Genomic DNA, 25,135 nt, shown 5'->3' with positions numbered 1-25,135 from the left:
GTGAAGAAGGAACTGAAGATCGAGTAGTGCAGGACTGGGGCTGCTTTGCAGCCCTTTCGCGACACAAGGCCGCTCCTACAGGGAAATGCGATCCCCTGTAGGAGCGGCCTTGTGTCGCGAAAGGGCTGCAAAGCAGCCCCAGTCCTGCACTACTCGATCTTCAGTTCCTTCTTCACCAACCCCAGCAATTTCCCCAGATCCACCGGCTTCAGCAAAAAATCCACCACCCCCAGGTGCATCACGTCCACCGCCTCCTTCACATCGGTGTCCCCCGACACCACGATGATCGACAACGCCGCCCGCTCCGACTCGCGAATCTGCCGGATCAACTCCAGGCCATCGTTGGGCTGCATGCGCAGGTCAGTGATCATCAAGGCAATGCGCGGTTCGTAGTGCAGCTTGAGCATCGCCTCCTGGGCCCCGTCAGCGGTCATGCACTCGATGCCCCTGCTCTTCAGGTACAGCTTGAGCGCTTCACTGTTCACCGGATTGTCATCGACAACCAGCACCACCGGACTGGGCGCAACAGGCGCACTCACCACGGCCAGGGCTTCGCGTTCGGCGTCACTCAGAATCTCGTCATGCTCAGCCATGGTCATCTCGTCAAAAAAATCCCACTCAGTGGTTACGACCGCAAAAGCCCTGTAACCCGGCTCGCCTTTCGTCGGCTCTTTGACAGCGTGGCTCACTAGACTTACGTCCAATGGGCACCACCCCGCTGCCAGCCGACCATGGGAGCCGAGAACAACAAGGCCGGCACCTATATATAGATATATATAGTTCGGCGTAGCGATACGGTCAGTGTCATGAGCAAAAAGGACGCCTACAGTCAGGCGGGTAGAACGGCAGTACTGCAGAACATCCAGGGCACCTTGCAGTTCCTGCAGCGTTACCCGCCGTTCAACCAGATGGAGCAGAGCCACCTGGCCTTCCTGGTGGAACAATGCCAGCTGCGCTTCTATGCCAGCGGCGAAAGCATCATCAAACCCACGGATGGGCCGGTCGAGCACTTCTACATCGTCAAGCAGGGCCGTGTGGTCGGCGAGCGCCAGCACCTGGTCAAGCCCGGGGTGGAAACCACTTTCGAGATCACCGGCGGCGAATGCTTCCCGCTGGCAGCACTGCTCGGTGAGCGGGCGACGCGCACCGAACACCTGGCCGGCGAAGACACCTTTTGCCTGCAGCTGAACAAGGCCGCGTTCATCCGCGTGTTCTCGATGTCAGAAGTGTTTCGAGATTTTGCGCTGCGTGGCGTCAGCAGCCTGCTCGACCAGGTCAACCAGCAGGTCCGCCAGCGCGCGGTGGAAACCCTCGGCACCCAGTACTCGCTAAATACCCCGCTGGGCGAACTGGCCATGCGTCACCCCGTGGTCTGCGCGCCGGATACACCGCTGCGCGAGGCGGTGCGGCTGATGCATGAACAGCAGGTCGGCAGCATCGTCGTGGTCGACCCGCAGCGCTACCCGGTGGGCATCTTCACCCTGCGCGACCTGCGCCAGGTGGTGGCCGCCGCCGATGCCGACCTTGGCGCGCCAATCAAGCAGCACATGACCGCCAGGCCGTTCTACCTCAGCCCCCAGGCCAGTGCCTTCGACGCAGCCATGGCGATGACCGAGCGGCATATCGCCCACGTCTGCCTGGTGGACAACCAGCGCCTGTGTGGCGTGGTCTCCGAGCGCGACCTGTTTTCCCTGCAGCGGGTCGACCTGGTACACCTGGCGCGAACCATCCGCCACGCGCCACGCCTCGATTCACTGGTGCAGCTGCGCGGCGAGATCGGCCAGCTGGTCGAGCGCATGCTCGCCCACGGCGCCTCCTCGACGCAGATCACCCAGATCATCACCTTGCTCAACGACCACACGGTGTGCCGGGTGATCGAGCTGGCCATCGCCGAACGTGGCGACCCCGGTGTGCCGTTCAGCTGGTTGTGCTTCGGCAGCGAAGGGCGCCGTGAGCAGACCCTGCACACCGACCAGGACAACGGCATCCTCTTCGAAGCCACCGACGACGCCGAAGCCGAGGCCATTCGCGCACGCCTGCTGCCCTTGGCGCAGTACATCAACCAGTGCCTGGCCCAGTGCGGCTTCACCCTGTGCAAGGGCAACGTCATGGCCGGCAACCCCGAGCTGTGCCTGTCACGTGCGCAGTGGGCGCGACGCTTTGCCGGCTTCGTGCGCGAAGCCAGCCCGGAGAACCTGCTGGGTTCGAGCATCTACTTCGACCTGCGCGTGGTCTGGGGCGATGAACAGGGCTGTGAACAACTGCGCCGGCAGCTGCTGGAGCAGGTGGCGGACAACCGCATCTTCCAGCGCATGTTGGCCGACAACGCCCTGCGCCAGCGCCCTCCGGTGGGCCGCCTGCGCGAGTTCGTACTGACCCGCCAGGGCAACGACAAGGCCGCCACCCTCGACCTCAAGGTCCAGGGCCTGACACCTTTCGTCGACGGCGCCCGCCTGCTGGCCCTGGCCAACGGCATTGGTGCCTGCAACACCTTGGAGCGCCTGCGCCAGCTGGTCGACAAAGGGGTCATCGAAGCACTCGACGGCGCCGCTTATGAAGAGGCCTACCACTTCATCCAGCAAACCCGCATGCAGCAGCACCAGCGCCAGACCCGCGACAACCTGCCGTACTCCAACCGCCTCGATCCGGACAGCCTCAACCATCTGGACCGGCGCATCCTGCGCGAATCCCTGCGCCAGGCCCAGCGCCTGCAGAGCAGCCTGGCCCTGCGGTATCAGCTATGAGCCTGTTCGCCTGGCTACGCCCCGCTGCCCCGCTGCTGGACGATGCCTTGCGCCAGCGCCTGGCACGGCTGCCCAAGGCCAGGCCGCTGGGGGTGTGTTCGTTGCGCGAGCAGCGCTGGGTGGTGCTCGATCTGGAGACCAGTGGCCTGAACCCGAACCGCGATCAGGTGCTGTCGATCGGTGCAGTGGCCATCGAGGACGGCGCCATTGATTTCGCCCAGCAGTTCGAACGCACCCTGCACCGCCCTGAACAGAAAACCAACGCCAGCGTGCTGATCCACGGCCTCGGGCCAAGTGCCCTGGCCGCTGGCTGCGACCCGGCAGAAGCCTTGCTCGACCTGCTCGAATTCATCGGCGACAGCCCGGTGCTGGCGTTCCATGCACCGTTCGACCAGCGCATGCTTGCCCGGGCCTTGAAGGAGAGCCTGGGCCATCGCCTGCAGTTGCCCTTCCTCGACGTGGCAGAACTGGCGCCGATGCTCAACCCCGACACCGTGTTACGCGAAGCCGGGCTAGATGACTGGGTAGCACGCTTCGGCCTGCAGGCGGACGAGCGTCACCATGCCAGCGCCGATGCGCAGGTCACGGCGGAGTTGGCGCTGATCCTGTTCAGCCAGGCCCGCCGCCAGCAGCTCGACAGCCCGTTGCAGCTCGAGCAGCGGCTGGGCAGCTGGCGGCGGCGCAAAGCGTACAATCACGGCCTTTAGATTTTCATTGGCTTCTTCGCGGGTTTACCCGCGAAGAGGCCGGCTCAGGCAACACAGCATTCATGATGGCCATCCGATAAGCGTCCATTGCACCCCACCCCCCGCCTCTGTAACAATCGCGAATAATTATCGTTAGTTAATGCATTCGTTCCGGGGGGACGCTGCGTGTCTTCTGTCCACAGCCCACACGCCGAACTGGTTGGCTCGCTGTACCGCGACCACCGCAGCTGGCTGCTCGCCTGGCTGCAGCGCAGCATGGCCTGCCGCCAGCGTGCCGAAGACCTGAGCCAGGACACCTTCGTGCGCCTGCTCGGGCGCGAGCAACTCGACACCCCGCGCGAACCGCGTGCCTTCCTCGCGGCCGTGGCCAAGGGCCTGATGTTCGACCACTTCCGCCGGGCGGCGCTGGAGCAGGCCTACCTGGCCGAACTGGCGCTGATCCCCGAAGCCGAACACCCGTCCCCGGAAACCCAGCACCTGATCCTCGAAGACCTCAAAGCCATCGACCGTCTGCTCGGCAAGCTGTCGAGCAAGGCCCGCGCGGCCTTCCTGCACAACCGCCTGGATGGCCTGGGCCACGCCGAAATTGCCGAACGCCTGGGCGTTTCGGTGTCGCGCGTGCGCCAGTACATCGCCCAGGGCATGCGCCAGTGCTATGTGGCCCTGTACGGGGAACCGACGTGAACAACACACCGGTTTCGTCGCGGGTGCTGGAAGCCGCCATTGCCTGGAAAATGAGCCTGGACGATGGCAGTGGCACGCCTGACGAGCGCAACGCATTCATCCGCTGGCATGCCGCCAGCGAGGAACATGCCCGTGCCTGGCGCCAGCTCGGCGCCCTCGACCAACGCGTCAGCGTCGCTGCCGGCCCGGCTCGCCAGGCCCTGCTGCAATCGCGCGTCAGCCTGCGCCGCCGGATCGGCAAGGCCGGCAGCGGGCTTGCCGGCCTGTTCCTGCTCGGCGCGGTGCTGAGCTGGGTCGGCACACCGTCGTTGGCGCCCAGTTACTGGCTGGCTGATCAACGCACCGCCACCGGTGAACTGCGTACCTTGCGCCTGGCCGACGGCACGCTGCTGAGCCTCAATACCCACACCGCCGTGGATATCGACTACGCCGGCGACCAGCGTGTACTGGTGCTGCATCAAGGCGAAATCTCGGTGGAAACCGGCCACGACGACCCTCGCCCGTTGCTGGTACGAACCGACGATGGCCGCCTGCGGCCACTGGGCACGCGCTTCCTGGTGCGCCGCGAAGACAATGGCACGCGCCTGGAGGTCTTGCAGTCGTCAGTAGCCGCCATGCCGCACAACAGCGGTGACGAACAGGTCCTGCACGAAGGCCAGCAAGTGCTGATGAACAGCAACGGCCTGGGCCGGATAGGCCCGGTGCAGGCCGGGGCCGATGCCTGGACCCGCGGCATGCTGGTGGTCGACAACGTGCGCCTGGCCGACCTGCTGAAACAGCTGGGCCACTACCGCAGCGGCCACCTGGGCGTGGCCGAAGAAGTGGCCGACCTGCGCGTGACCGGCAGCTTCCCGCTGACCGACACCGACCTGGCCCTGGCTTCGCTGGTGCCGGCGCTGCCGGTGAAGATCGAGCGGCATACGCCGTGGTGGGTGACCGTCGTTCCCAAGTAAACCTGTACCGCCCTATTCGCGGCGGTTCGACGCATCGGTAAACCCGCTCCCACAGGATCACCACAGCGCTTGAGCAGTGTGCGGTCCCTGTGGGAGCGGGCTTGTCGGGGCGCCGAACCGCCGCGAAGAGGCCGGTGCAGGCGAAAATCAGATTGAAATAATTCTCACTCTTTTTCCGATTCCCCCTGTCACTTCTGGAATCTCGCTCGGCAAGGAAGCAGTTAGCACTTATCCGTCGAGGAACCGCTGCATGTCCCGTGCCGTTGATCGTATCCTGCGTCCCAGCCTGATGGCCCTGGCCATCGCCGTGGCCGCGCCATTGTCCAGCACCGCCCTGTTCGCCGCCGAACAGTCTGCGCCGCGCGCCTACAACCTGCCCGCAGCACCGCTGGCCAGCACCCTGAACCAGATCGCCAGCCAGTCGGGCATCGCCCTGGCCATCGACCCGGCGCTGGTCAGCGGCCGCACCTCGGCCCCGGTCAACGGCCAGTACGATGGCCTCAGCGCCCTGCAGGCCGCCCTGCTGGGCACCGGCCTGCAACTGCAGCAAAGCAGCGTCGGCAGCTACAGCCTGGTCGCCGTGCCGGATGGCGCCCTGGCCCTGCCGGAAACCACCGTGAACGCTGCCAGCGCTTCCGAAAGTGCCTGGGGCCCGGTCGATGGCTACCTGGCCAAGCGTACCGCCGCCGGCACCAAGACTGACACCGCGCTGGTCGAAGTCCCGCGCTCGATCTCCGTGGCCACCCGTCAACAGATGAGCGACCGCGGCGTGCACAGCCTCGACGACGCGGTGAAATACATGCCGGGTATCGTCTCCGCCAGCTTCGGCAGCGACACCCGCTACGACTGGATGCGTGTGCGGGGTTTCGAACCCACCCAGTTCCTCGACGGCCTGCCGCTGCCACGGGGCGTGTATGCCAACCCGAAAGCCGAAACCTGGAACCTCGACCGCCTGGCCCTGCTGCGTGGCCCGGCCTCGTCGCTGTATGGCCAGACCCCGCCCGGCGGCCTGCTGGACATGGTCAGCCGCCGGCCGCAGGCTGAGAGCGCCCACGAGATCGAACTGCAGTACGGCAGTGACAACCACCGCCAGATCAACTTCGCCAGCACCGGCAAGATCGATGACCAGGGCCAGTTCCTGTACAGCGTCAGCGGCGTGATCCGCGATGGTGGTACGCAAATCGACCATATCGACGACAAGCGCTACAACATCGCGCCAAGCCTGACCTGGAACATCGACGACGATACCTCGCTGACCTTGCTGACCCAGTTCACCCGCGACGATACCGGCGCCACCAGCCAGTTCAGGCCGGTCCAGGGCACCAAGATCGACATGCCGTTCGGCAAGATCTCCCACCACAAGAACCTGGGTGACCCGGACTACGAGTTCTACGACCGCACCTACTACGCGCTGGGCTACGCCTTCGAGCACCGCATCAACGATGTCTGGCAGTTCCGTCAGAACCTGCGCTACACCAAGACGGACCTGGCGTTCCAGACCATCACCCCCGGCGCCTATAACGCAACCACACCGCCGGTGCAGGACGATGGCACTGTCAGCCGCATGTCCACCAACACCGATGAAGACATCAGCCAGTTCGCGGTGGACAACAACTTCCAGGCCGACTTCGCCACCGGCGACGTAACCCACACCCTGTTGCTGGGCCTGGACCACCAGCGCGTCAACACCAACTACCTGTCGATCTTCGGCTTCAACGTGCCGGACAGCAACGTGAACAACCCGGTTTACGGGGTGCCGATCACCCGCCCTGACCGCTCCACCGCGTTCTACGACTACGATCAGAAAACCCGTCAGACCGGCGTGTACGTCCAGGACCAGATGGCCCTTGGCAACTGGCGCCTGACCCTTGGCGGTCGTGAAGACTGGGTGCACACCAGCACCAAGTTCCTCAACCAGGGCGATGCCACCAACACTCAGCGCGACAAGAAATTCAGCGGCAACGCGGCCATCAGCTACGTATTCGACTCCGGCTTCGTGCCGTACCTGTCGTATGCCGAGTCGTTCCAGCCCTCCAACAATGCCGATGTATCTGCGACAAAGTCGTTCAAGCCTACTGAAGGCGAGCAGTGGGAGTTGGGTATCAAGTACCAGCCACCTGGCTCGAACACCCTGCTGTCGGCAGCCGTTTATGACCTGACCCAGAAAAACGTCGAAGTCACCGACAATATCGGCGGCGTTCCCGTCACCAGCCAGACCGGCGAAGTGAAAGTCCATGGCCTGGAGCTGGAAGCAGTTTCCGACGTCACCGAAAACCTCAAGCTGACCGCCGCCTATACACTGGCCAAGTCGGAAGTGCAGGACGGCGAATTCAAAGGCAACCGCCTGCAACTGATACCCAACCAGCAAGCCTCGCTGTGGGCCGACTACACCTGGCACAGCGGCGTGCTCGACGGCTTCGGTATCGGTGGCGGCGCACGCTACACCGGCAACACCTACGGCGACCAGGCCAACACCTACCTGGGCAAGGCCAACGCCTACACCGTGTTCGACGCCTCGGTGCACTACGATCTCGGTCGTCTGAGCAACAGCCTCAAGGGCGCGTCGGTGGCGGTCAACGCGACCAACCTGTTCAACAAGGACTACATTTCGACCTGCGACTCCTTCTACTGCTACTACGGCGACGAGCGCAGCGTCGTGGCCAGTGCTTCCTACAAGTGGTGATGACCTGACTGGCTGAGCATGTCGACCAAGCCGTCCCCCTGGGGGCGGCTTTGGTCTTTCTGGACATCGAGAAACATAATGTAATGAAAAGCCAAACCATCCGCCGTTGGTCGGTGACCCACACCTGGAGCAGCCTGGTCTGCACCCTGTTCCTGCTGTTGCTGGCACTCACCGGCCTGCCGCTGATCTTCCACCACGAACTCGAACACCTGCTCGGCGATGCCGCAGAGTTGCGCGAGATGCCCGCCGGCACCCCGCACCTGGACCTGCAACAGCTGGTACTGAAAGCCGAGCAGCACCGCCCCGGCGAGGTTGTGCAGTACTTCGGCTTCGACAAGGACGAGCCCAACGGCGTACTCGCGATCACCGCGGCCACCGCCGGTACCGAACCCAATTCGTCCCATACCTTCATGCTCGACGCCCGCACTGGCGAAGCCGTGGCCATGCCGGCCGCCAATGGCGGTTTCATGATGCTCATGCTGCGCCTGCACGTAGACATGTTCGCCGGCCTGCCCGGCAAGCTGCTGCTGGCCTTCATGGGCGTGCTGTTCGTCGTCGCGATCGTCTCCGGTACCGTGCTCTACGCACCGTTCATGCGCCGTCTGGAGTTCGCCACCGTGCGCCACGACAAGTCCCGCCGCCTGCGCTGGCTCGACCTGCACAACCTGATCGGTGTGGTCACCCTGGCCTGGGCCCTGACCGTCGGCGTCACCGGCGTGATCAGCGCGCTCTCCGACCTGGTCATCGCCGCCTGGCGCAACGACAGCCTGGCCGCGATGGTCGCCCCTTATCGTGATGCCCCGCCGCTCACCGAACGGGCGCCAGCCAGCCGCTTGCTGGACATCGCCGAACAGGCCGCACCCGGCATGCGTCCTGACTTTATCGCGTTCCCCGGCACACGCTTTTCCAGCGAGCACCACTACGCGGTGTTCATGAACGGCGCCACTCACCTGAGCTCGCACCTGTTCACACCGGTACTGATCGATGCCCGAACCCTCGAGGTGACCGCAGTCGGTGAGCGGCCCTGGTACATGGACGCCATGGGGCTGTCGCAACCGCTGCACTTCGGCGACTACGGTGGCCGCCCGATGCAGATCCTGTGGGCAGTGCTGGACGTGCTGACCATCATCGTGCTCGGCAGCGGCGTGTACCTGTGGTGGGGCAAGCAACGCCGGACACGGGAGGCCAAGGCATGAGCCATCGTTCGCGATCAACTGCCAGGGTGTTCGCCTGGCCAGCCGCCATCGCCTTGCTGGCCGCGCTGGGGCTGTTCGCCGCCCTGCTCGGTGACGGTGCCTGGGACATGCTTTCCTGGCTCGGCCTTGGCATCCCCGCCTGGCTTGGCCTGCGTGGCCTGCGCCGGTGAGGTAGGCGGTTAGCGCCCGGGCACCACCTGCCCACCACAGCATGACCGCTCCCTGACACGCGGAGAGCGGAACATGCTACCCCTGCAACGTATTGATTTCCTGAACGATCAGGTGCTGGCCTTGCTTGAAGCGATGCCGGTCGTCACCCTGTCACCGCAATCGCGCCAGCACCTGCACGGCGAGCTCGCCGGCTATTGGGCCTCCACCGACGACCAAGGCCGCTCGCGCGCCGTCCGGCTGGCCGACATCCGCCGTGCGTTGATGCATGCCGAAGCTGACCTGCGCCTGACCGACCAGACGTTGAGCGCAGACCTGGCCGGCGTCATCAGTATCTTCCTGGACCTTCCCCATGCCTGGCAGCGTCGGCATCAGCCACTGGCCCACCGCGCCCAGGTGTACCGACCGGTACTGCTGCGCAGCAGCCCGGCATCGCGTGTGGCACTGCCTGGCATGTTCGTGATTGTCACCGGGGCAGCGGAAGGGCAAAACCTCGAAGCCGGCCACGTAACCGGCCCGGTATTGCTAATGGGTCTGGCACAGGGCATGGAGGCCTATGCCTCACTTCACGCGTTGCATCAGGAGCTGTGCGAGCGCCTGGACGACCCGCTGCAGGGTACCCCGCTACTGAGCTTGCTGGTGAACGACAAGCAGATCGAAAACGCTCGCCAGGCCGAGCGCCTGCGCTACGAGTGGTACGCCGATGACCCGTTGCAGGCGCAGGTCGACTGCCTGTTGGAAGCCCAGCGCCTGCGCCTCAACCAGACCTGGTCGACACTGCCGGCCAACGCCCCGGAGCGAGCAGCCGAAAAGCTACGCGAGGCCATGGCACTGCACGTGGAGGCTGGCAGCAAAGCTCTGCTTGACACCCGTTATGCGGCGCTCCTGGAAAAAAACCTTCCCGACTGGCTTCGCTCGGCAACACCTCAGGCGCTCGCACACATCATGCAAGGGATGCAGGAGCTGATCGCTGCCGGCGAGCAGGTCGCCGCTCCCGGCATCCTCACGCTCAAGCAGTTCCAGCAACGCGATTCGTTACAGGGCTGGGCCAGGCAACGCGTACGAGACCGCCTTCGTCATGACCTGGGCTTGACCGTGGCGCCGTCAGAAATCCTGGTCAAGGTAGTGTACACACGCCAGACCGGGCCCTGGCTCAACCCTTTGCAACCTTCGTCCTACATCACCTGGCGGGGCTTCCAGAACGTTGGCGGAGAGCTGGTCGAAGCCGTCCACGCCAGTTACCCGCTGGATGAACTGGCCATCCGCAATCTGGCCTGGTTCGACTATGACTACTGGCTGACCGCAAGGGTAGCCAAGAGCGACGGCACAGCCCTGCCGGCCCAGCTGAACCCAAGCTACATCAAGACGCTGGTCAGAAGCCTTAATGTCGGTGACAGCTACGCCAGCTATCTGCGCACGCAATTGATCGACTCTGTGGCAGGCAAGTGGCGGTTGCATGCACACAGTAAGGTCAACTGTGCACGCATGCGCGCCGAAGCGGCCAAGGCACGTTACGCCGGACACCTCTCCAGGGACTGGTCAGAGCGCCACTATCGCTGGGTGGAACAGGTGCTGTCGCAACCGCACAATGCTTTGCGCCCGAGCGTGGACGGGCACGCGGTGACTGCCCGCCAACTGCTGATCCAGGGCACCACCGTGCAGGGCGTGCTATTGCTGGCCAGTGACTCACGCAACATCACCGCCTTCGTGCTCTACACACCCGACGCACCGGACCGACGCGCCTGGCGCTCATTTGCCAACCCCCGCGCACTGCTGCGCCTGCTGCGCAACAAGCCTCTGCTGCGCACCTACTTCGCCCAGCGCCTGCCGCTCCTGCTCGCTTCGCGGGTCGAAAAGCTGCTGCTCAAGGGGCGCCTGGGCCAAGTGTTGCAGACACCGGCCATCGACGACGACCTGTTCCTGGCCTGCTACATGGCCGAAGTTCGCGGCATGCTGGCAGCGGCAGACGCCAACAGCCACAGCACTGCCGAAGTGGATGCCGAACAGGCGCTGAAACTGGGCTGGACCTTGCTGGACCTGATCAGCATCTTCCTGCCGACCAAAGTCATGATTCCGTTGGCACTCGGGCGCATGGCACTGGAAATCTGGAACGGCATCGAAGCCTACCGCCAGGAGGACCTCAATGGGGTGCTCAACCATGCCTACAATGCCCTGAGCCACCTCAACGATGCAGGCACCAGCCTGGCCAGCACGGGGCTGATGCGCCGCATGCTGCGTGGAATGCCCAAGCAACCGCCGCTACCACTGCCGCCACGGTTCAGCGCTACCCCTGAAACGAGCAACCTGCGCTATCGCATCGACGGCGTGTACGGTGAGGAAGTGTTTGAAAAAACTTCCGCCTTCGACGGCTTGTCCGAGTACTTCATTCAGGATGCCCAAGGGCGCTACTTCAAGGTCTCGTTCGATGGCAGCCGCTGGCGGGCCATCGACCCTGACCGCCCGGATGCCTACCTCACGCAGCCAATCAAGCGCCTGGCGGACGGCAATTGGGTCATCGACTCGCCGCTGCACTGGTACGACGGCCTTCCTGACCTGCTGCGCCTGTTCGACGATTGCCGCCTGCAGATACAGCTGGCCGGTTTGCCAAGCAGCGACGCCGAGGGCCTGTTCGAGGATCATGAACAGCTTTACCTGCAGACCCAGGGCGGTCAGCTACCCCTGCGTCGCCACCTGTTGGCCGGGCATTATCACTTGCAGATCCCCGGGGCCAACACCGCTGGCGTCGTGCCCTGGGCCATCCTGCGCTGGCGGGATGGCCAGTGGCGCATCCGCCTGCGCCAGGCTGGGCGCAGCAGTGACTGGCTGAGCCTGCCCGAGGCTTACTCGGTCAGCTTGGGCAGCAGGCGGTCGAGCCGCTGATGCAAGGCACTGCCCGCAGGCCAGTTGCGCAGCAAGCGCGCCCGGTCACGGGCATAGGCCGGGGCGAAGCTGAGCTGGGTGGCGTGCTGGCACATGGCATCAAGGTCGATCAGCGACCACTGGCCGTTGTCCCAGAACAGGTTGTGCCCCTTGAAATCGCCGTGGCTGATGCGCTCGCGAATCAGCTGCTGCATCACGTGCACCAGCGCATCGACCTGCTCCTCAGGCGCATCGCCATTTTCCACGTAGGGCGCAAAGCACGCGGTCAGGTCCGGGCCATCGACATATTCGGTGACCAGGTAGGCGCGGCTGCGCAGGCCCATCACCCGTTGTTCCAGCACCGCCAGCGGGCGGGGCGTGGCGATGTCGAGGAATTCCAGGCGGTGCCCTTCAATCCACGAATGCCAGGCGCGGCTCGGGCGCCAGAAGCGCTTGAACCAGTGCGCGGTGTTCTTGATGTTGTAGCGCTTGAGCACCAGCTTGCGACCGTTCACCTCGATGCGCGCCACGCTGGCCGCACCACCGGTCTTGTACAGGTGGCCCTTGTCGATCAGCGCGTCGGCTTGCTGCAGCACCGGCAGCATGGCGTCCACTTCGCTGCGGCGAATCGCGCGCAGGCCCGAAAGGCTGCGCTCGACGCTGAACAGGCTGCACTCGCGACCGGCCTTTTCCAGGTAGTCCTTCTGCCGCCAGCTGCGCACCTTGTCCACCTGCTTCTGCAGCGCTTCCATCGGTAGCGCATGCTCGGCGTTGGCCAACAGGTAGTGCACCAGCAACTCTTCGATGAACGGTTCCAGGCGCTTGGGCAACTGGGCGAAGAACACCCCGAGGTTCTCCAGCACGCGTGGCCGCGACAGTTGCTGGCCCGGCGTCTCGGCCTTGATGCCGGCGCCGTCGATCAGGTAGAGCTTGCCGCCGTGGCGCAGCAGGTTGTCCAGGTGCAGGTCTTCCTGCCACAGGCCTTGTGCATGCATCTGTGCCACGGCCGTGAGGGCTTCGCCCAGCACCAGGTGCTGCTCGTCGGCCAGTACCGGCAGGTTTTCCACCGCAGCCCAGGCATCGGCCAGGCTCTCAGCGCCATCGAGGAATTCGAACAACAGCCAGCCGCCCTCGCCTTCCTTGAGGCCGTCGGCCAGCAGTTGCGGTGTGGTCAGGCCCTCTTTGGCCAGCAGCTTCACGCCATCCAGTTCGCGCTGGAAATGCCGTGCGGCATTGCTGCCGACCAACAGCTTGGCCAGCACCGGGGTGCCGCGCCAGATGCCGGCGCCGACATAGCGCTGACCCGGCAGCACCCGCAGCAGGCTGAGCAGTTGCAGGTCAGCCGTGCCAGCGGCATCGGCCAGGGTGATGCTCAAGGGCAGCGTCGGGCTGCGCCCGGCGTTTTTGAGTTCGGACAAACGCATCAGCGGGCCTCTTTTTCACGACGGCGTTGCGTCAGGCGTTGCAGCCAGGTGCCGACCAGGGCGCTGTCGGCAGGCTGCTGCAGGTAGGCGGCCAGCAACTGGCGCACGTCCGCCTCGCTCCAGGCACCGGTACGGCGCAGCAGCGGCTCCAGATCGCGCAGGCGGTCACGCATGCCGAACAGCAACGGCCGGGTCTTTTCCAGGTCGATCAGTTGCGCTTCCCAGCCTTCGCGGCGTTGGCGCAGGAAGATGTGCTTGGGATAGAAACAGCCGTGCACCTGGCCGGCACCGTGCAGCGTGCGCGCCAGTTGGCCGCAGGCCTTGAGGATGCCCACCCGGGCGTCATCGGCAAGCTGTGGCCACTGCGCCAGCAGGCCCTCCAGGTCGCTCCATTCGTCCAGCGCACGGGTCATCAAGATCGCCCGGTGCTGGCCGTTCTGCTTGCGCTCGCCGTAGAACACGGCCTGCAAGGCCGGGATTTGCAGTTTCTGGTAGCGGCTGATATTGCGGAATTCGCGGGCGAAGGTCGGTTCGCCAAACGGCCGGTGCAAGGTGCGGGTCAGGTAATCGCTCTGGCGCTTGAGGTAATAGCCTTTGCCTTCAAGCTCCAGGCGGAAGACGCTGCTCCAGCCGCCACGGCCGGTGTTGGGTTCGTCCACGGCGTCGAGCTGCAGCGCCCACAGCGCTTCAAAGTCGTTCAAGCCATGGCGTTTGAGCAGCGCGAGGTCTGCGCTGGCCAGGTAATCGGTCATTCCCTTCCCTCGAAGAAGCTCAGCACCTGACGAATGCGCCGCTTGTCGCGCACATTCAGGCGCTGACGCCCACGGTACTGCAGGTAGAAGCGCAGGCGCTGGGTCGCCGACAGGTGATATTTGGCCACTTTGTCCAGGCAGGCCAGGTCTTTGATCATGCGGTGGCGCCACATGAAGCCACGCCAGAAGTCGCCGGTCGGGCAGTCGATGAAGAACAGCGTGCCCAGGTCGTCGACCAGCAGGTTGCGCCATTTCAGGTCGTTGTGGGCGAAACGGTGCTCGTGCATCACCCGGGTATGGCGCGCCAGCTGACGGCTCAGCTTGTCGACCCAGACCCGGTCGGCCAGCCGTGGGTCGTTGCGCTCGGCCAAGGCCGAGAGGTCTTCGGTGCGCGGCAGTTCGCGGGTGATCATCGCGCCACGGCCAAAGGCCAGGCCTTTGCGTTCCAGGCCCCAGGCCACCACTTCGGCCGTGGGAATCTCCCACTTGGCGAACTGCTTGAGGTTCTGCCATTCGGCCTTGATGCGTGGCCGGCCCAGGTAGCGACGCATGTGCTTGCCAGCGCCGGTGTAGCGCTTGACGTAGTAGTTGACCCCGTCGCGTTCGATGCGGATGACCTCGCTGAGCGGGTCACGCGTGAGGTGCTCGCCCTTGAGGGCAAAGACCGCATCGAGGCTGCCGAAGTCCGACGCCAGATGTTCGTAGCCTGGCGCCAGTGTCCAACCCGCCATCAGAGTGCATCCCCATAGCGTTGCTTGCGATCGTAGAGTTTCTGCGCCTTGCGTTCGAGCCAGGCAAGCAGCGCAGCTTCCTCGGCCAGGATCTGCCGCAACGGTTGCTGGAAATAACCGCGCAGGAAGCGCAGCTTGTCGCGCCGGGTCAGGCCGATGTCCAGCGCCGAGAAGTACAGCGCGGCCAGGTCCTTGTCACGCCAGCGGCGGCTGATTTTCGCCCGGGTCTGGGCGCGGTGCAGGTCGATGACCGACAGTTTGAAGTCTTCCGGCGTCACCGGGCGGTCGGTGTGCAGCAGGAAGTGGCAGATGTAGCAGTCGCGGTGATTGACCCCGGCGCGGTGCATGCCACCGGTCATCTTCGCCACCTCGGCGATCAGCGCGCGCTTCAGGCGCGGCTCGGGCGGGTTCTTCACCCAGTCGATGCTGAAGTCTTCCAGGCTGATGGTCGGCGCCAGCTCTTCGGTGACGATGAACGAATGCTGGCTGGCCGGGTTGCTGCCACGCTCGCCATAGGCGACGGCGGTCATGGTCGGCACGCCCACTTCATGCAGGCGCTGGATGGCCTGCCATTCCTGGCCGGCACCCAGCACCGGCAGTTTGGCGGTGAGCAGGTTCTTGAAGATCTCGCCCCAGCCGATGCCACGGTGGATCTTGACGAAGAAGCCTTCGCCCTCGACCTCGGTACGCAGCGTGCGGCGGCCTTCCAGCTCGCGATAGACCTCGCCTTGCAGCGCTTCCACGGCCTCGAAGGCATCACGCCCGGCCCACAGGCGCTTGAAGGGTTCGGCCACTATCAGCTTCATGCGTTCTCCTGCCCCAGGATCACATCGGCAGCATGCTGCGGCATGCTGTACAGGTCGGCGCTGTCGGCGAAGGCCAGGCCGTTGCGCGACCAGTCGGCGCGGGCCTGCCCGTCTTCGAGCATGCGCTGCAGGTAAGCATTGAGCTGCTCCTGCTCGAACGGCTCGTCCAGCACCAGACCACTGTCGGCCTCGGCGATGTAGTGGGCGTAACCGCAGACCTTGGACACCAGCACCGGCAGGCCGGCCACCAGGGCCTCGAGCAGCACCGTGCCGGTGTTCTCGTTGTACGCCGGGTGGATCAGCAGGTCGGCGCCCAGCAGGAAGCGTGGGATGTCGCTGCGGCCCTTGAGGAACTGCACCTGTTCGCCCAGGCCCAGGGTGGCGCTCTGCAGCTGGAACACCTTGGGGTCGTCCTGGCCGATGACCATCAGTTTGGTGCGCTTGCGCAGCGCCGATGGCAGCGCGGCCAGGGCCTTGAGGCTGCGGTCGACGCCCTTGGTCTTGAAGCCCGACCCGATCTGCACCAGCAGCAGGTCGTCATCGCCCAGGTTGAATTCCTTGCGGAACTCGGCGCGGATCTCGGCGGCATTGGCCGGCGCGCGGCGGTCCTGGGAAATGCCCGGTGGCAGCAGATGGAAGCGCTCCACGGGGGTGCCGTAGTGCTTGATGAACAGCGGCTGCTGCACTTCGGAAATCATCAGCACTTCGGTACGCGCGTCCTTGGCGAACACCGCACGCTCGTACTCGGCGAAGTGCCGGTAGCGGCCCCAGCGGCGGTACAGACCGCCGCGCAGAGTCTGCGCCTTGTCCTCGAAGCAGCCGTCGGCGGCGTAATACACGTCCAGCCCCGGCATCTTGTTGAAGCCGATCAGGCGGTCGACCGGGCGCTTGGCCAGGTCCGCTTCCATCCAGGCGCTGAGCTTCTCGTTGCGCCGGTGGTTGAAGATCGCCTTGACCGGCGCCACCAGCACCTCGAAGCCCGGCGGAATGTCACCCTCCCAGATCAGCGTGTACACGCGGATCTGGTGGCCCCGCTTCTGGCATTCCAGGGCAATGCGCATGAAATCGCGCTGCAGCCCGCCGAAGGGGAAATATTTGTAAAGCACGAAAGCCAGTTGCATCAACGAACATCCTCAGCCAGCAGCAGCGCGCTCAGGCGGCTCGCTACATGCTCGGGATTCAGGCGAGTGAAGCACAGCGGCCACTCGCGTTTCAGATCGAACCGGCGCCGGTCGTCAGCGCTCGGTTTGTAGGTGCACTTCTTCTGCAGACACGGCGCGCAAGGGAAGTCGCTGGCCTGGTGAACCTGCACACGGCCGTAGGCGCCGGTCAGGCCCGGGTTGGTCGGGCCGAACAGCGAAATGGTCGGCACGTCCAGCGCTGCGGCCAGGTGGCCGAGGCCGGTATCCACCGCCACACAGGCCTTGGCCGCCGCCAGCACACGGGCGACGCCGGCAAGGTTCAATCTGGGGAGCACCTGGCAGTTGTTCAAGCCTTGAGCGATGCGCTCGGCGCGGGCCTTCTCGGCCGGGTTGCCCCACGGCAGGCGCACCTGCAGCTTGCGCCGGCCCAGGCGCTCGGCCAGTTCACGCCAGTAGGCTTCGGGCCAGTGCTTGGTCGCCCAGGTCGTGCCATGCAGGAACACCACGTAGGGCGCAGCCGGCGGCAGTTGCAGGCGGTCAAGGTCGAGGCCGTAGTGGCCGATGCCTTCCGGCAAGTCGTAGGCCAGGGCCATGGCGAACAGCTGGCGCACACGCTCCACGGCATGCTGGCCGACGGCGACCGACAGCGGCCGGTCGTAGAAACGGCTGGCCCAGCCTTCACGGGCCGAGTAACGGTCCAGGCCGGCGACCGGGGCCTTGACGTAGCGGGTCAGCCAGGCCGACTTGACCAGGCCCTGGGCGTCGATCACCAGGTCATACTTGCGCTCGCGAACGCGCTGCTTGAACGCCTTCCACTCGCCGCTCTTGATCGTCTGCCAGATGTTCTTGCGCCAGCGGCGGATCGCCACCGGGATGACCTGGTCGACCGCCGGGTGCCAGCTGGGGATCTCGGCGAAGCCTTCTTCCACCACCCAGTCGAAACGGATGCCCGGAATGGCATGGGCGGCGTCGGTCAGCGCCGGCAAGGTGTGGATCACATCACCCAGCGACGAGGTCTTGATGATCAGTACCCGCACTTAGTCGACCTCGGCCACGGTATCGATCAGGTTCGGACCACCCAGGCTGTGCAGGGCAGCGATGACTTTGCCAGGTTCGAGCAGGCGCAGGCAGTTGTAGTGGCCGAAGCGGCAGGTGCGGTCGAAGCACGGGCTGCACTCGATGCCGGTTCGCACCACTTCCACCTGTTCGGCCAGCGGCGGCGTGAAGCCTGGCGAAGTGGAACCGTATACCGCGACCAGCGGGCGGTTCAGCGCGGCGGCTACGTGCATCAGCCCCGAGTCGTTGGAGACCACGGCATCGGCGCAGGACATCAGGTCGATGGCCTCGGCCAGCGAGGTTTCGCCCGCCAGGTTGTACGACTCTTCGCGGAAGCCCGGAATCAGGCGGTCACGGATCTGCTCGCCAACCGGGTGATCGTTCTTCGAGCCGAATAGCCACACCTGCCAGCCCTGGCGGATCATCGCGTCGGCCACGGCGGCGTAGTGCTCGCTCGGCCAGCGCTTGGCCTCGCCGAATTCGGCGCCCGGGCACAGCGCCAGCACCGGCCGGTCCAGCGCCAGGCCGAACTTGGCCATGGCGGCTTCACGGCTCTGCGCTTCGATCTGCAGGCTCGGCCGCGGATACGGCTGCGGCAGCTCGGCACCGGGCGCGTAGGCCAGGGCCATGAAGCGCTCGATCATCAGTGGGTAGCGGGTCTTGTCCAGCTTGCGCACGTCGTTGAGCAGGCCGAAACGCATTTCGCCACGCCAACCGGTGCGCTTGGGGATGCCGGCAAAGAACGGCACCAGTGCCGACTTCAGCGAGTTGGGCAGCAGGATGGCCTGGTCGTACTGGCCGGCCAGGGACTTGCCGATGCGCCGACGCGTGGCCAGCTCCAGCGCGCCGTGGCCGAGCGGGAAGCTCAAGGCCTGGCGCACTTCGGGCATGCGTTCGAGGATCGGCCGGCTCCACTCGGGTGCCAGCACGTCGATCACGCAGTCGGGGTGCTGCTGTTTCAGGCACTGGAACAGGGTCTGCGCCATCACCATGTCGCCGACCCAGCTGGGGCCAATGATCAGTATTCTCATGCTTAGTCCAGAAACGCTCGGGGAGGCTACAGGCTGCATACAGCCTGGCCTCCCCTCTTTATATTCAGGCTATGTGGCGGACAGTGTACCACTGGAGCTGAGGCATGAGCCTTTGGGGCTGCTTTGCAGCCCTTTCGCGACGCAAGGCCGCTCCCACAAAGGCGCTGCATACGCCGATCAAATGTGGGAGCGGCCTTGTGTCGCGAAAGGGCCGCAAAGCGGCCCCGGCGATCTCAAGTCAGGCCCAATTCGCCCCAGATCCGCCGCACTTCGCGGCGCTCATCGGCAAACTGCGCCGCATCGATCACCCCGGCCTGCTTCTGCAGGGCCTGGCGGTGCGACGCCGAGCGGAACGCCTTGTACACCTCACGCAACAGCACCGCGTCACTGGCCGGCATCAAACCTGCCTGCTCCAGCTCTTCCAGAATGCGGATGTTATCGGTCCATCGGAGTATGGCCGGGTGCTCGTGAGACCAGGCCAAAGCGGCGTATTGCACCATAAATTCGATATCGACGATACCGCCGGCATCCTGCTTGATATCGAACGCCACACCGGCATCGAAGGCATTGGCCGCGGTACCGGCCAGCGTGGCCTTGGTGCCGAGGTTGTCGCGCATCTTGGCGCGCATCTCGCTCACTTCGCTGCGCAACTTGCCCAGGTCACGGGCCTGGCCCAGGACCTTGGCGCGTACGCCCTCGAACGCCGTCGCCACCTGCTTGCAGCCCACCAGCACACGGGCGCGCACCAGGGCCTGGTGCTCCCAGGTCCAGGCTTCGCTCTGCTGGTAACGCTCGAACGCCCCCAGCGAGCTGACCAGCAGCCCCGCCGCGCCGGACGGGCGCAGGCGCATGTCGACGTCATACAGCTGGCCGGAGTTGGTCTGGGTGGTCAGCAGGTGGATGATGCGCTGGCCCAGGCGGGTGAAGAACTGCGCGCTGTCGATCGGCTTGGCGCCGTCGGTTTCCGCTTGCGGGTCGCCATCGTGAATGAACACCAGGTCCAGGTCCGAACCATGGCCCAGCTCCAGGCCGCCGACCTTGCCATAGCCGATGATGATGAAGCCTGGGTCGCACAGGCTGCCGTCGCTGCGCTTGGGCTGGCCGTGGCGGGCCACGGTCTGGCGCCAGGCCAGGGCCAGTACCTGGTCGAGAATGGCTTCGGCCAGCCAGGTCAGGTAGTCGCTGACTTTCATCAACGGCAGGTTGCCGCTGATTTCCGACGCGGCCACGCGCAGGCTGTGGGCGAGCTTGAAGTGGCGCAGCGCCTCCATCTGCTGTTCCAGGTCGTCCTCGGGGATCCGCGTCAACCGCTCGCGCAGCTCGGCGGCCAGCTCCGGCGCCAGTGGCGGGCTGAACAGGCGGCCTTCGTTGAGCAGCTCATCGAGCAGCAACGGGTAGCGGGCGATCTGCTCGGCAATCCATGGGCTGGCGGCGCACAGGGTCAGCAAGCGCCGCAGCGCCCCCGGGTTTTCGGTGAGCAACACCAGATAGGCCGAACGCCGCGCCACGGCTTCGACCAGCGGCAGCACGCGCTCCAGCACCAGGTCCGGGTTGTCATGCTCCACGGCCTGGGCCAGCAAGCGTGGAATGAACGCATCCAGGCGCTCGCGGCCGATGCGCTGCATCGAGCGCAACTGCGGGCTGGCGCGCAGCGCGGCCAGGCGGCGCAGGGCTTCGGCCGGCTGCTTGAAGCCAGCCTCCTCCAGTTGGCGGCCGGCGGCCTCTTCATCTTGTGCCTGTTCCCACAGCGGCGACCACTCGCCGCCCACCACCAGCTCGCCTTCGCCTTCGTCTTCATCCGGGTCGGCGATAACCTGGCGGAAGTGCCAGTCGACCCGGCCGCGCCAGTACATCAACTGATCGTGGAAGCTTTGCCAGTCGGCAAAGCCAAGGATATAGGCGACCCGCTCACGGTCCAGTTCGCTGTCCGGCAGCATCTGCGTCTGGCGGTCGGCGATGGCCTGGATGGCATGCTCGGTGTAACGCAGGAATTCATAACCTTCGCGCAGCTCCGTCACCACAGCCGGCGGCAGGTAACCCTGGCCTTCCAGGGTCGCCAGCACCTTGAGCAATGGCCGCAGTTGCAGGCTCAGGTCACGGCCGCCGTGGATCAGCTGGAAGGCCTGGGCGATGAACTCGACCTCGCGGATGCCACCGGCACCGAGCTTGATATTGTCGGCCATGCCCTTGCGCCGCACCTCCTGCTGGATCAGCTGCTTCATGGTGCGCAGTGCTTCGATCGCCGAGAAGTCCAGGTAACGCCGGTACACGAACGGTTTCAGCATTTCCTGCAACTGCGCGCCGGCGGCCTGGTCTCCGGCCACCACCCGCGCCTTGATCATCGCGTAGCGTTCCCAGTCGCGGCCCTGGTCCTGGTAGTACTGCTCCAACGCATTGAAGCTGAGCACCAGCGCGCCGGACGAGCCGTAGGGGCGCAGGCGCATGTCGACGCGGAACACGAAACCGTCGACGGTCACCGGGTCGAGCGCCTTGATCAGGCGCTGGCCCAGGCGGGTGAAGAATTCCTGGTTTTCCAGCGAGCGTTTGACGCCTTCGGTTTCGCCGCCTTCGGGGAAGGCGAAGATCAGGTCGATGTCCGACGACAGGTTCAGCTCCACCGCGCCCAGCTTGCCCATGCCCAGCACCACCATGTGCTGCGGCAGGCCGCTGCGGTTGCCGATCGGCGTGCCGAACTGCTGGCAATGGCGCGGGTACAACCACTGGTAGGCTTCGTCGATGGCCGCGTCGGCGAGGTCCGACAGGTCGCGGCAGGTCTCGCCCAGTTCGGCCTGGCGGGTGATGTCGCGCCAGATGATGCGCAGCTGCTGGCGGTTGCGCTCGCGGCGCAGGTTGCGCGCGAGCTCGTCCTCGCTCTGCGCGGCCTGGGCCGCAGCGGCGATCTGCCCGCGCAGCTCGCCCGGGGCGTAGCGGCGGTCCAGCTCACCGCTGGCGATCAGGGCAAAAAGCATGGCCGGTTCGCGCTGGGCCACGCCAAGGACGAAGTCGCTGGCAGCGGCAACCTGATCGAACTGTTGCCGGTGCAACGGGGTCCAGCTGTGCAGGTCGAGGTCAGCGTGGCCTGCCACGGCATCGCTCAGGAACTGCTGGTTGCGAACGACCAGCGGTTGCAGGGAAGCAGGCAGTTCGAGCGGCAAAGGTAGGCGCATGGTCTATCCTTGATCGGCGTGAAATGAAGGGGAAAAAGCGGCCAAGAGGAAGCCGGACCTCGGTTGGACTGTCATACAAAAGTTGGAAATAGCTGAAAAAAACGAATCATTGGCAAGAAACATCAAGATTCACCTGTTCGCGACACACCGCCAACCAACATGAACGTTTTTCCTCACAAGCCGAGGTGCGACCAAACGTCGCATTTGTGTAGTTTTACTACTACCCATGGCGTGCAAAAGCATGAAATGCCGAAGCAAATGTAGTAAAACTACACGGCGCCGGGAGACACCCCGGTAATCCAAGAATTCACGACGTCTGCCCATAAGGCCAGTCGCAAACTCAGGCCCCCGATTCTGGTGGCCTTTCCGCCCTGGAGCAAGCCATGCAAGACCTCGATCCAATCGAAACCCAGGAATGGCTGGATGCCCTGGAGTCGGTCCTCGACAAAGAAGGCGAAGACCGCGCTCATTACCTGATGACCCGCATGGGCGAGCTGGCCACCCGCAGTGGCTCCCAGCTGCCGTACGCAATCACCACGCCATACCGCAACACCATCCCTGTCACCCACGAAGCACGCATGCCTGGCGACCTGTTCATGGAACGCCGCATTCGCTCGATGGTGCGTTGGAACGCGCTGGCCATGGTGATGCGCACCAACCTGAAGGACTCGGACCTGGGCGGCCACATCTCCAGCTTCGCCTCCAGTGCCACCCTGTACGACATCGGCTTCAACTACTTCTTCCAGGCGCCGACCGAAGAACATGGCGGCGACCTGATCTTCTTCCAGGGCCACGCATCGCCAGGCGTCTACGCCCGTGCCTTCATGGAAGGCCGCATCAACGAAGACCAGATGAACAACTTCCGTCAGGAAGTGGACGGCAACGGCCTGTCTTCGTACCCGCACCCATGGCTGATGCCTGACTTCTGGCAGTTCCCGACCGTTTCGATGGGTCTGGGCCCGATCCAGGCTATCTACCAGGCGCGCTTCATGAAGTACCTGGAAGCCCGTGGTTTCATCCCGGCCGGCAAGCAGAAGGTCTGGTGCTTCATGGGCGACGGCGAGTGCGACGAGCCGGAATCCCTGGGCGCAATCGCCCTGGCCGGCCGCGAGAAGCTGGACAACCTGATCTTCGTCATCAACTGCAACCTGCAGCGCCTCGACGGCCCGGTTCGCGGCAACGGCAAGATCATCCAGGAACTCGAAGGCGTGTTCCGTGGCGGTGGCTGGAACGTCAACAAGGTCGTCTGGGGCCGCTTCTGGGACCCACTGTTCGCCAAGGACACCAACGGTGCCCTGCAGCGCCGCATGGACGAAGTCATCGACGGCGAGTACCAGAACTACAAAGCCAAAGACGGCGCGTACGTTCGTGAGAACTTCTTCAACACTCCAGAACTCAAGGCCATGGTCGAAGACCTGTCCGACGACGAGATCTGGAAGCTCAACCGTGGCGGCCACGACCCGTACAAGGTCTACGCGGCTTACCACCAGGCTGTGAACCACAAGGATCAGCCAACCGTCATCCTGGCCAAGACCATCAAGGGTTACGGTACCGGTGCCGGCGAAGCCAAGAACACCGCGCACAACACCAAGAAGGTCGACGTCGACAGCCTGCGTCACTTCCGTGACCGCTTCGACATCCCGGTCAAGGATGCCGACCTTGAGAACCTGCCGTTCTTCAAGCCGGAAGAAGGTTCTGCCGAAGCCAAGTACCTGGCCGAGCGCCGCAATGCCCTGGGTGGTTTCGTGCCACAGCGCCGTGCCCAGAGCTTCAGCGTGCCGACCCCGCCACTGGAAACGCTGAAAGCGATCCTGGACGGCTCGGGCGACCGCGAAATCTCCACCACCATGGCCTTCGTACGCATCCTGGCACAGCTGGTCAAGGACAAGGACATCGGCCAGCGCATCGTCCCGATCATCCCGGACGAAGCCCGTACCTTCGGTATGGAAGGCATGTTCCGCCAGCTGGGCATCTACTCGTCGGTCGGCCAGCTCTACGAGCCAGTCGATAAAGACCAGGTGATGTTCTACCGCGAAGACAAGAAGGGCCAGATCCTCGAGGAAGGCATCAACGAAGCCGGCGCCATGTCGTCGTTCATCGCTGCCGGTACCTCGTACAGCTGCCACAACCAGCCGATGCTGCCGTTCTACATCTTCTACTCGATGTTCGGCTTCCAGCGCATTGGCGACCTGGCCTGGGCTGCCGGCGACAGCCGCACCCGTGGTTTCCTGATCGGCGGTACCGCCGGCCGTACCACCCTCAACGGTGAAGGCCTGCAGCACGAAGACGGTCACAGCCACATGATGGCGGGCACCATCCCGAACTGCCGCACCTACGATCCAACCTACGGCTACGAGCTGGCGGTGATCATCCAGGACGGCATGAAGAAGATGACCGAAGAGCAACAGGACATCTTCTACTACATCACCGTGATGAACGAATCCTACCAGCAGCCAGCCATGCCGGCCGGTGTCGAGGAAGGCATCATCAAGGGCATGTACCTGCTCGAAGAAGACACCCGCGAAGCCGCGCACCACGTACAGCTGATGGGCTCCGGCACCATCCTGCGCGAAGTCCGCGAAGCTGCGAAGATCCTGCGTGAAGAGTTCAACGTCGGCGCCGACGTGTGGAGCGTCACCAGCTTCAACGAACTGCGTCGCGACGGCCTAGCCGTGGAACGCGCCAACCGCCTGAAGCCTGGCCAGAAGCCACAGCAGACCTACGTCGAGCAGTGCCTGAACGGTCGCAAAGGCCCGGTCATCGCCTCCACCGACTACATGAAGCTGTTCGCCGAGCAGATTCGCCAGTGGGTGCCGAGCAAAGAGTTCAAGGTCCTGGGTACCGACGGTTACGGTCGCAGCGACAGCCGCAAGAAGCTGCGTCACTTCTTCGAAGTCGACCGCCACTTCGTGGTGCTGGCTGCCCTGGAAGCCCTGGCTGACCGCGGCGAGATCGAACCCAAGGTTGTGGCTGACGCCATCGTCAAGTTCGGCATCGACCCGGACAAGCGCAACCCACTGGACTGCTGAGGA

At 64.6% G+C, this 25,135-nt stretch carries 18 protein-coding genes; 9 read left to right on the top strand and 9 right to left on the bottom strand.

Going from position 1 to position 25,135, the window contains the following annotated elements; translation table 11 throughout:
* Positions 1 to 149: 149 nt before the first annotated feature.
* The gene (locus J7573_RS18880) at positions 150 to 689 is read right to left on the bottom strand and encodes a response regulator (protein WP_294338640.1); all 540 of its coding nucleotides are present in this window, start codon (positions 687 to 689) and stop codon (positions 150 to 152) included.
* Positions 690 to 806: 117 nt separating this feature from the next.
* On the opposite strand from J7573_RS18880, the gene J7573_RS18875 reads away from it, so the two are divergent.
* From J7573_RS18875 to J7573_RS18840, 8 genes are all read left to right on the top strand, one after another.
* Complete coding sequence (locus tag J7573_RS18875) at positions 807 to 2,744, top strand: DUF294 nucleotidyltransferase-like domain-containing protein (RefSeq protein WP_294338637.1); 1,938 nt, start codon at positions 807 to 809, stop codon at positions 2,742 to 2,744.
* Positions 2,741 to 3,451 carry a 3'-5' exonuclease gene (locus J7573_RS18870; protein WP_294338635.1) on the top strand — a complete coding sequence of 237 codons (711 nt, stop codon included), beginning with the start codon at positions 2,741 to 2,743 and terminating at the stop codon, positions 3,449 to 3,451. Before J7573_RS18875 ends, J7573_RS18870 begins: the two co-directional genes overlap by 4 nt.
* Positions 3,452 to 3,616: 165 nt before the next feature.
* A complete protein-coding gene (locus tag J7573_RS18865; RefSeq protein ID WP_294338633.1) occupies positions 3,617 to 4,135 on the top strand; it encodes an RNA polymerase sigma factor in 519 nt (172 codons plus the stop codon).
* Positions 4,132 to 5,088, top strand: coding sequence for a FecR family protein (locus J7573_RS18860; RefSeq protein ID WP_294338631.1), 957 nt, complete (start codon positions 4,132 to 4,134; stop codon positions 5,086 to 5,088). Before J7573_RS18865 ends, J7573_RS18860 begins: the two co-directional genes overlap by 4 nt.
* Positions 5,089 to 5,338: 250 nt before the next feature.
* A complete protein-coding gene (locus J7573_RS18855) occupies positions 5,339 to 7,771 on the top strand; it encodes a TonB-dependent siderophore receptor (protein WP_294338629.1) in 2,433 nt (810 codons plus the stop codon).
* A gap of 83 nt (positions 7,772 to 7,854) precedes the next feature.
* Entirely contained in the window at positions 7,855 to 8,967 is a 1,113-nt protein-coding gene (locus J7573_RS18850; protein ID WP_294338627.1) for a PepSY-associated TM helix domain-containing protein, read from the top strand.
* Positions 8,964 to 9,137, top strand: coding sequence for a hypothetical protein (locus tag J7573_RS18845; protein WP_294338625.1), 174 nt, complete (start codon positions 8,964 to 8,966; stop codon positions 9,135 to 9,137). The genes J7573_RS18850 and J7573_RS18845 overlap by 4 nt, the downstream gene beginning before the upstream one ends.
* Positions 9,138 to 9,210: 73 nt before the next feature.
* The gene (locus J7573_RS18840) at positions 9,211 to 12,015 is read left to right on the top strand and encodes a DUF6543 domain-containing protein (protein WP_294338623.1); all 2,805 of its coding nucleotides are present in this window, start codon (positions 9,211 to 9,213) and stop codon (positions 12,013 to 12,015) included.
* On the opposite strand, the gene J7573_RS18835 is transcribed toward J7573_RS18840, so the two are convergent.
* The 8 genes from J7573_RS18835 to glnE form a co-directional block, all read right to left on the bottom strand.
* Positions 11,976 to 13,418, bottom strand: a complete 1,443-nt coding sequence (locus J7573_RS18835; protein ID WP_294338621.1) for a lipopolysaccharide kinase InaA family protein — start codon at positions 13,416 to 13,418, stop codon at positions 11,976 to 11,978. The genes J7573_RS18840 and J7573_RS18835 overlap by 40 nt on opposite strands.
* Positions 13,418 to 14,170, bottom strand: a complete 753-nt coding sequence (locus J7573_RS18830) for a lipopolysaccharide kinase InaA family protein (RefSeq protein WP_294338617.1) — start codon at positions 14,168 to 14,170, stop codon at positions 13,418 to 13,420. Before J7573_RS18830 ends, J7573_RS18835 begins: the two co-directional genes overlap by 1 nt.
* The gene (locus J7573_RS18825; RefSeq protein WP_152957949.1) at positions 14,167 to 14,901 is read right to left on the bottom strand and encodes a lipopolysaccharide kinase InaA family protein; all 735 of its coding nucleotides are present in this window, start codon (positions 14,899 to 14,901) and stop codon (positions 14,167 to 14,169) included. The genes J7573_RS18830 and J7573_RS18825 overlap by 4 nt, the downstream gene beginning before the upstream one ends.
* On the bottom strand, positions 14,901 to 15,707 hold the full coding sequence (gene rfaP / locus J7573_RS18820; RefSeq protein WP_294338614.1) for a lipopolysaccharide core heptose(I) kinase RfaP: 807 nt from the start codon (positions 15,705 to 15,707) through the stop codon (positions 14,901 to 14,903). The genes J7573_RS18825 and rfaP overlap by 1 nt, the downstream gene beginning before the upstream one ends.
* The gene (locus tag J7573_RS18815) at positions 15,704 to 16,828 is read right to left on the bottom strand and encodes a glycosyltransferase family 4 protein (protein WP_294338611.1); all 1,125 of its coding nucleotides are present in this window, start codon (positions 16,826 to 16,828) and stop codon (positions 15,704 to 15,706) included. The genes rfaP and J7573_RS18815 overlap by 4 nt, the downstream gene beginning before the upstream one ends.
* Positions 16,828 to 17,886, bottom strand: coding sequence for a lipopolysaccharide heptosyltransferase I (gene waaC / locus J7573_RS18810; RefSeq protein WP_294338609.1), 1,059 nt, complete (start codon positions 17,884 to 17,886; stop codon positions 16,828 to 16,830). Before waaC ends, J7573_RS18815 begins: the two co-directional genes overlap by 1 nt.
* Positions 17,887 to 18,936, bottom strand: coding sequence for a lipopolysaccharide heptosyltransferase II (gene waaF, locus J7573_RS18805; protein WP_294338606.1), 1,050 nt, complete (start codon positions 18,934 to 18,936; stop codon positions 17,887 to 17,889).
* A gap of 233 nt (positions 18,937 to 19,169) precedes the next feature.
* Positions 19,170 to 22,103 (bottom strand): bifunctional [glutamate--ammonia ligase]-adenylyl-L-tyrosine phosphorylase/[glutamate--ammonia-ligase] adenylyltransferase, encoded by a 2,934-nt coding sequence (glnE, locus tag J7573_RS18800; RefSeq protein WP_294338602.1) that lies wholly within the window; start codon positions 22,101 to 22,103, stop codon positions 19,170 to 19,172.
* Between the two features lie 383 nt (positions 22,104 to 22,486).
* Between glnE and aceE the strand changes: the two genes are divergently transcribed.
* On the top strand, positions 22,487 to 25,132 hold the full coding sequence (gene aceE, locus J7573_RS18795) for a pyruvate dehydrogenase (acetyl-transferring), homodimeric type (RefSeq protein ID WP_294338599.1): 2,646 nt from the start codon (positions 22,487 to 22,489) through the stop codon (positions 25,130 to 25,132).
* The last annotated feature ends 3 nt before the right edge of the window (positions 25,133 to 25,135 follow it).

This window comes from Pseudomonas sp. (assembly GCF_017744435.1).
Classification (GTDB): Bacteria; Pseudomonadota; Gammaproteobacteria; order Pseudomonadales; family Pseudomonadaceae; genus Aquipseudomonas.
The sequence above is the reverse complement of the archived record's forward strand: the minus strand, read 5'-3'. Positions and strand labels throughout refer to the sequence as shown.

Bases quoted from the DNA above. Each gene is read 5' to 3' on its own strand.
- J7573_RS18855 (WP_294338629.1), top strand. From the start codon at position 5,339: ATGTCCCGTGCCGTTGATCGTATCCTGCGTCCCAGCCTGATGGCCCTG.
- J7573_RS18815 (WP_294338611.1), bottom strand. From the start codon at position 16,828: ATGCAACTGGCTTTCGTGCTTTACAAATATTTCCCCTTCGGCGGGCTG.
- J7573_RS18825 (WP_152957949.1), bottom strand. From the start codon at position 14,901: ATGGCGGGTTGGACACTGGCGCCAGGCTACGAACATCTGGCGTCGGAC.
- J7573_RS18870 (WP_294338635.1), top strand. From the start codon at position 2,741: ATGAGCCTGTTCGCCTGGCTACGCCCCGCTGCCCCGCTGCTGGACGAT.
- aceE (WP_294338599.1), top strand. From the start codon at position 22,487: ATGCAAGACCTCGATCCAATCGAAACCCAGGAATGGCTGGATGCCCTG.
- glnE (WP_294338602.1), bottom strand. From the start codon at position 22,103: ATGCGCCTACCTTTGCCGCTCGAACTGCCTGCTTCCCTGCAACCGCTG.
- J7573_RS18845 (WP_294338625.1), top strand. From the start codon at position 8,964: ATGAGCCATCGTTCGCGATCAACTGCCAGGGTGTTCGCCTGGCCAGCC.
- rfaP (WP_294338614.1), bottom strand. From the start codon at position 15,707: ATGAAGCTGATAGTGGCCGAACCCTTCAAGCGCCTGTGGGCCGGGCGT.
- J7573_RS18850 (WP_294338627.1), top strand. From the start codon at position 7,855: ATGAAAAGCCAAACCATCCGCCGTTGGTCGGTGACCCACACCTGGAGC.
- J7573_RS18875 (WP_294338637.1), top strand. From the start codon at position 807: ATGAGCAAAAAGGACGCCTACAGTCAGGCGGGTAGAACGGCAGTACTG.
- J7573_RS18835 (WP_294338621.1), bottom strand. From the start codon at position 13,418: ATGCGTTTGTCCGAACTCAAAAACGCCGGGCGCAGCCCGACGCTGCCC.
- waaF (WP_294338606.1), bottom strand. From the start codon at position 18,936: ATGAGAATACTGATCATTGGCCCCAGCTGGGTCGGCGACATGGTGATG.
- J7573_RS18840 (WP_294338623.1), top strand. From the start codon at position 9,211: ATGCTACCCCTGCAACGTATTGATTTCCTGAACGATCAGGTGCTGGCC.
- J7573_RS18830 (WP_294338617.1), bottom strand. From the start codon at position 14,170: ATGACCGATTACCTGGCCAGCGCAGACCTCGCGCTGCTCAAACGCCAT.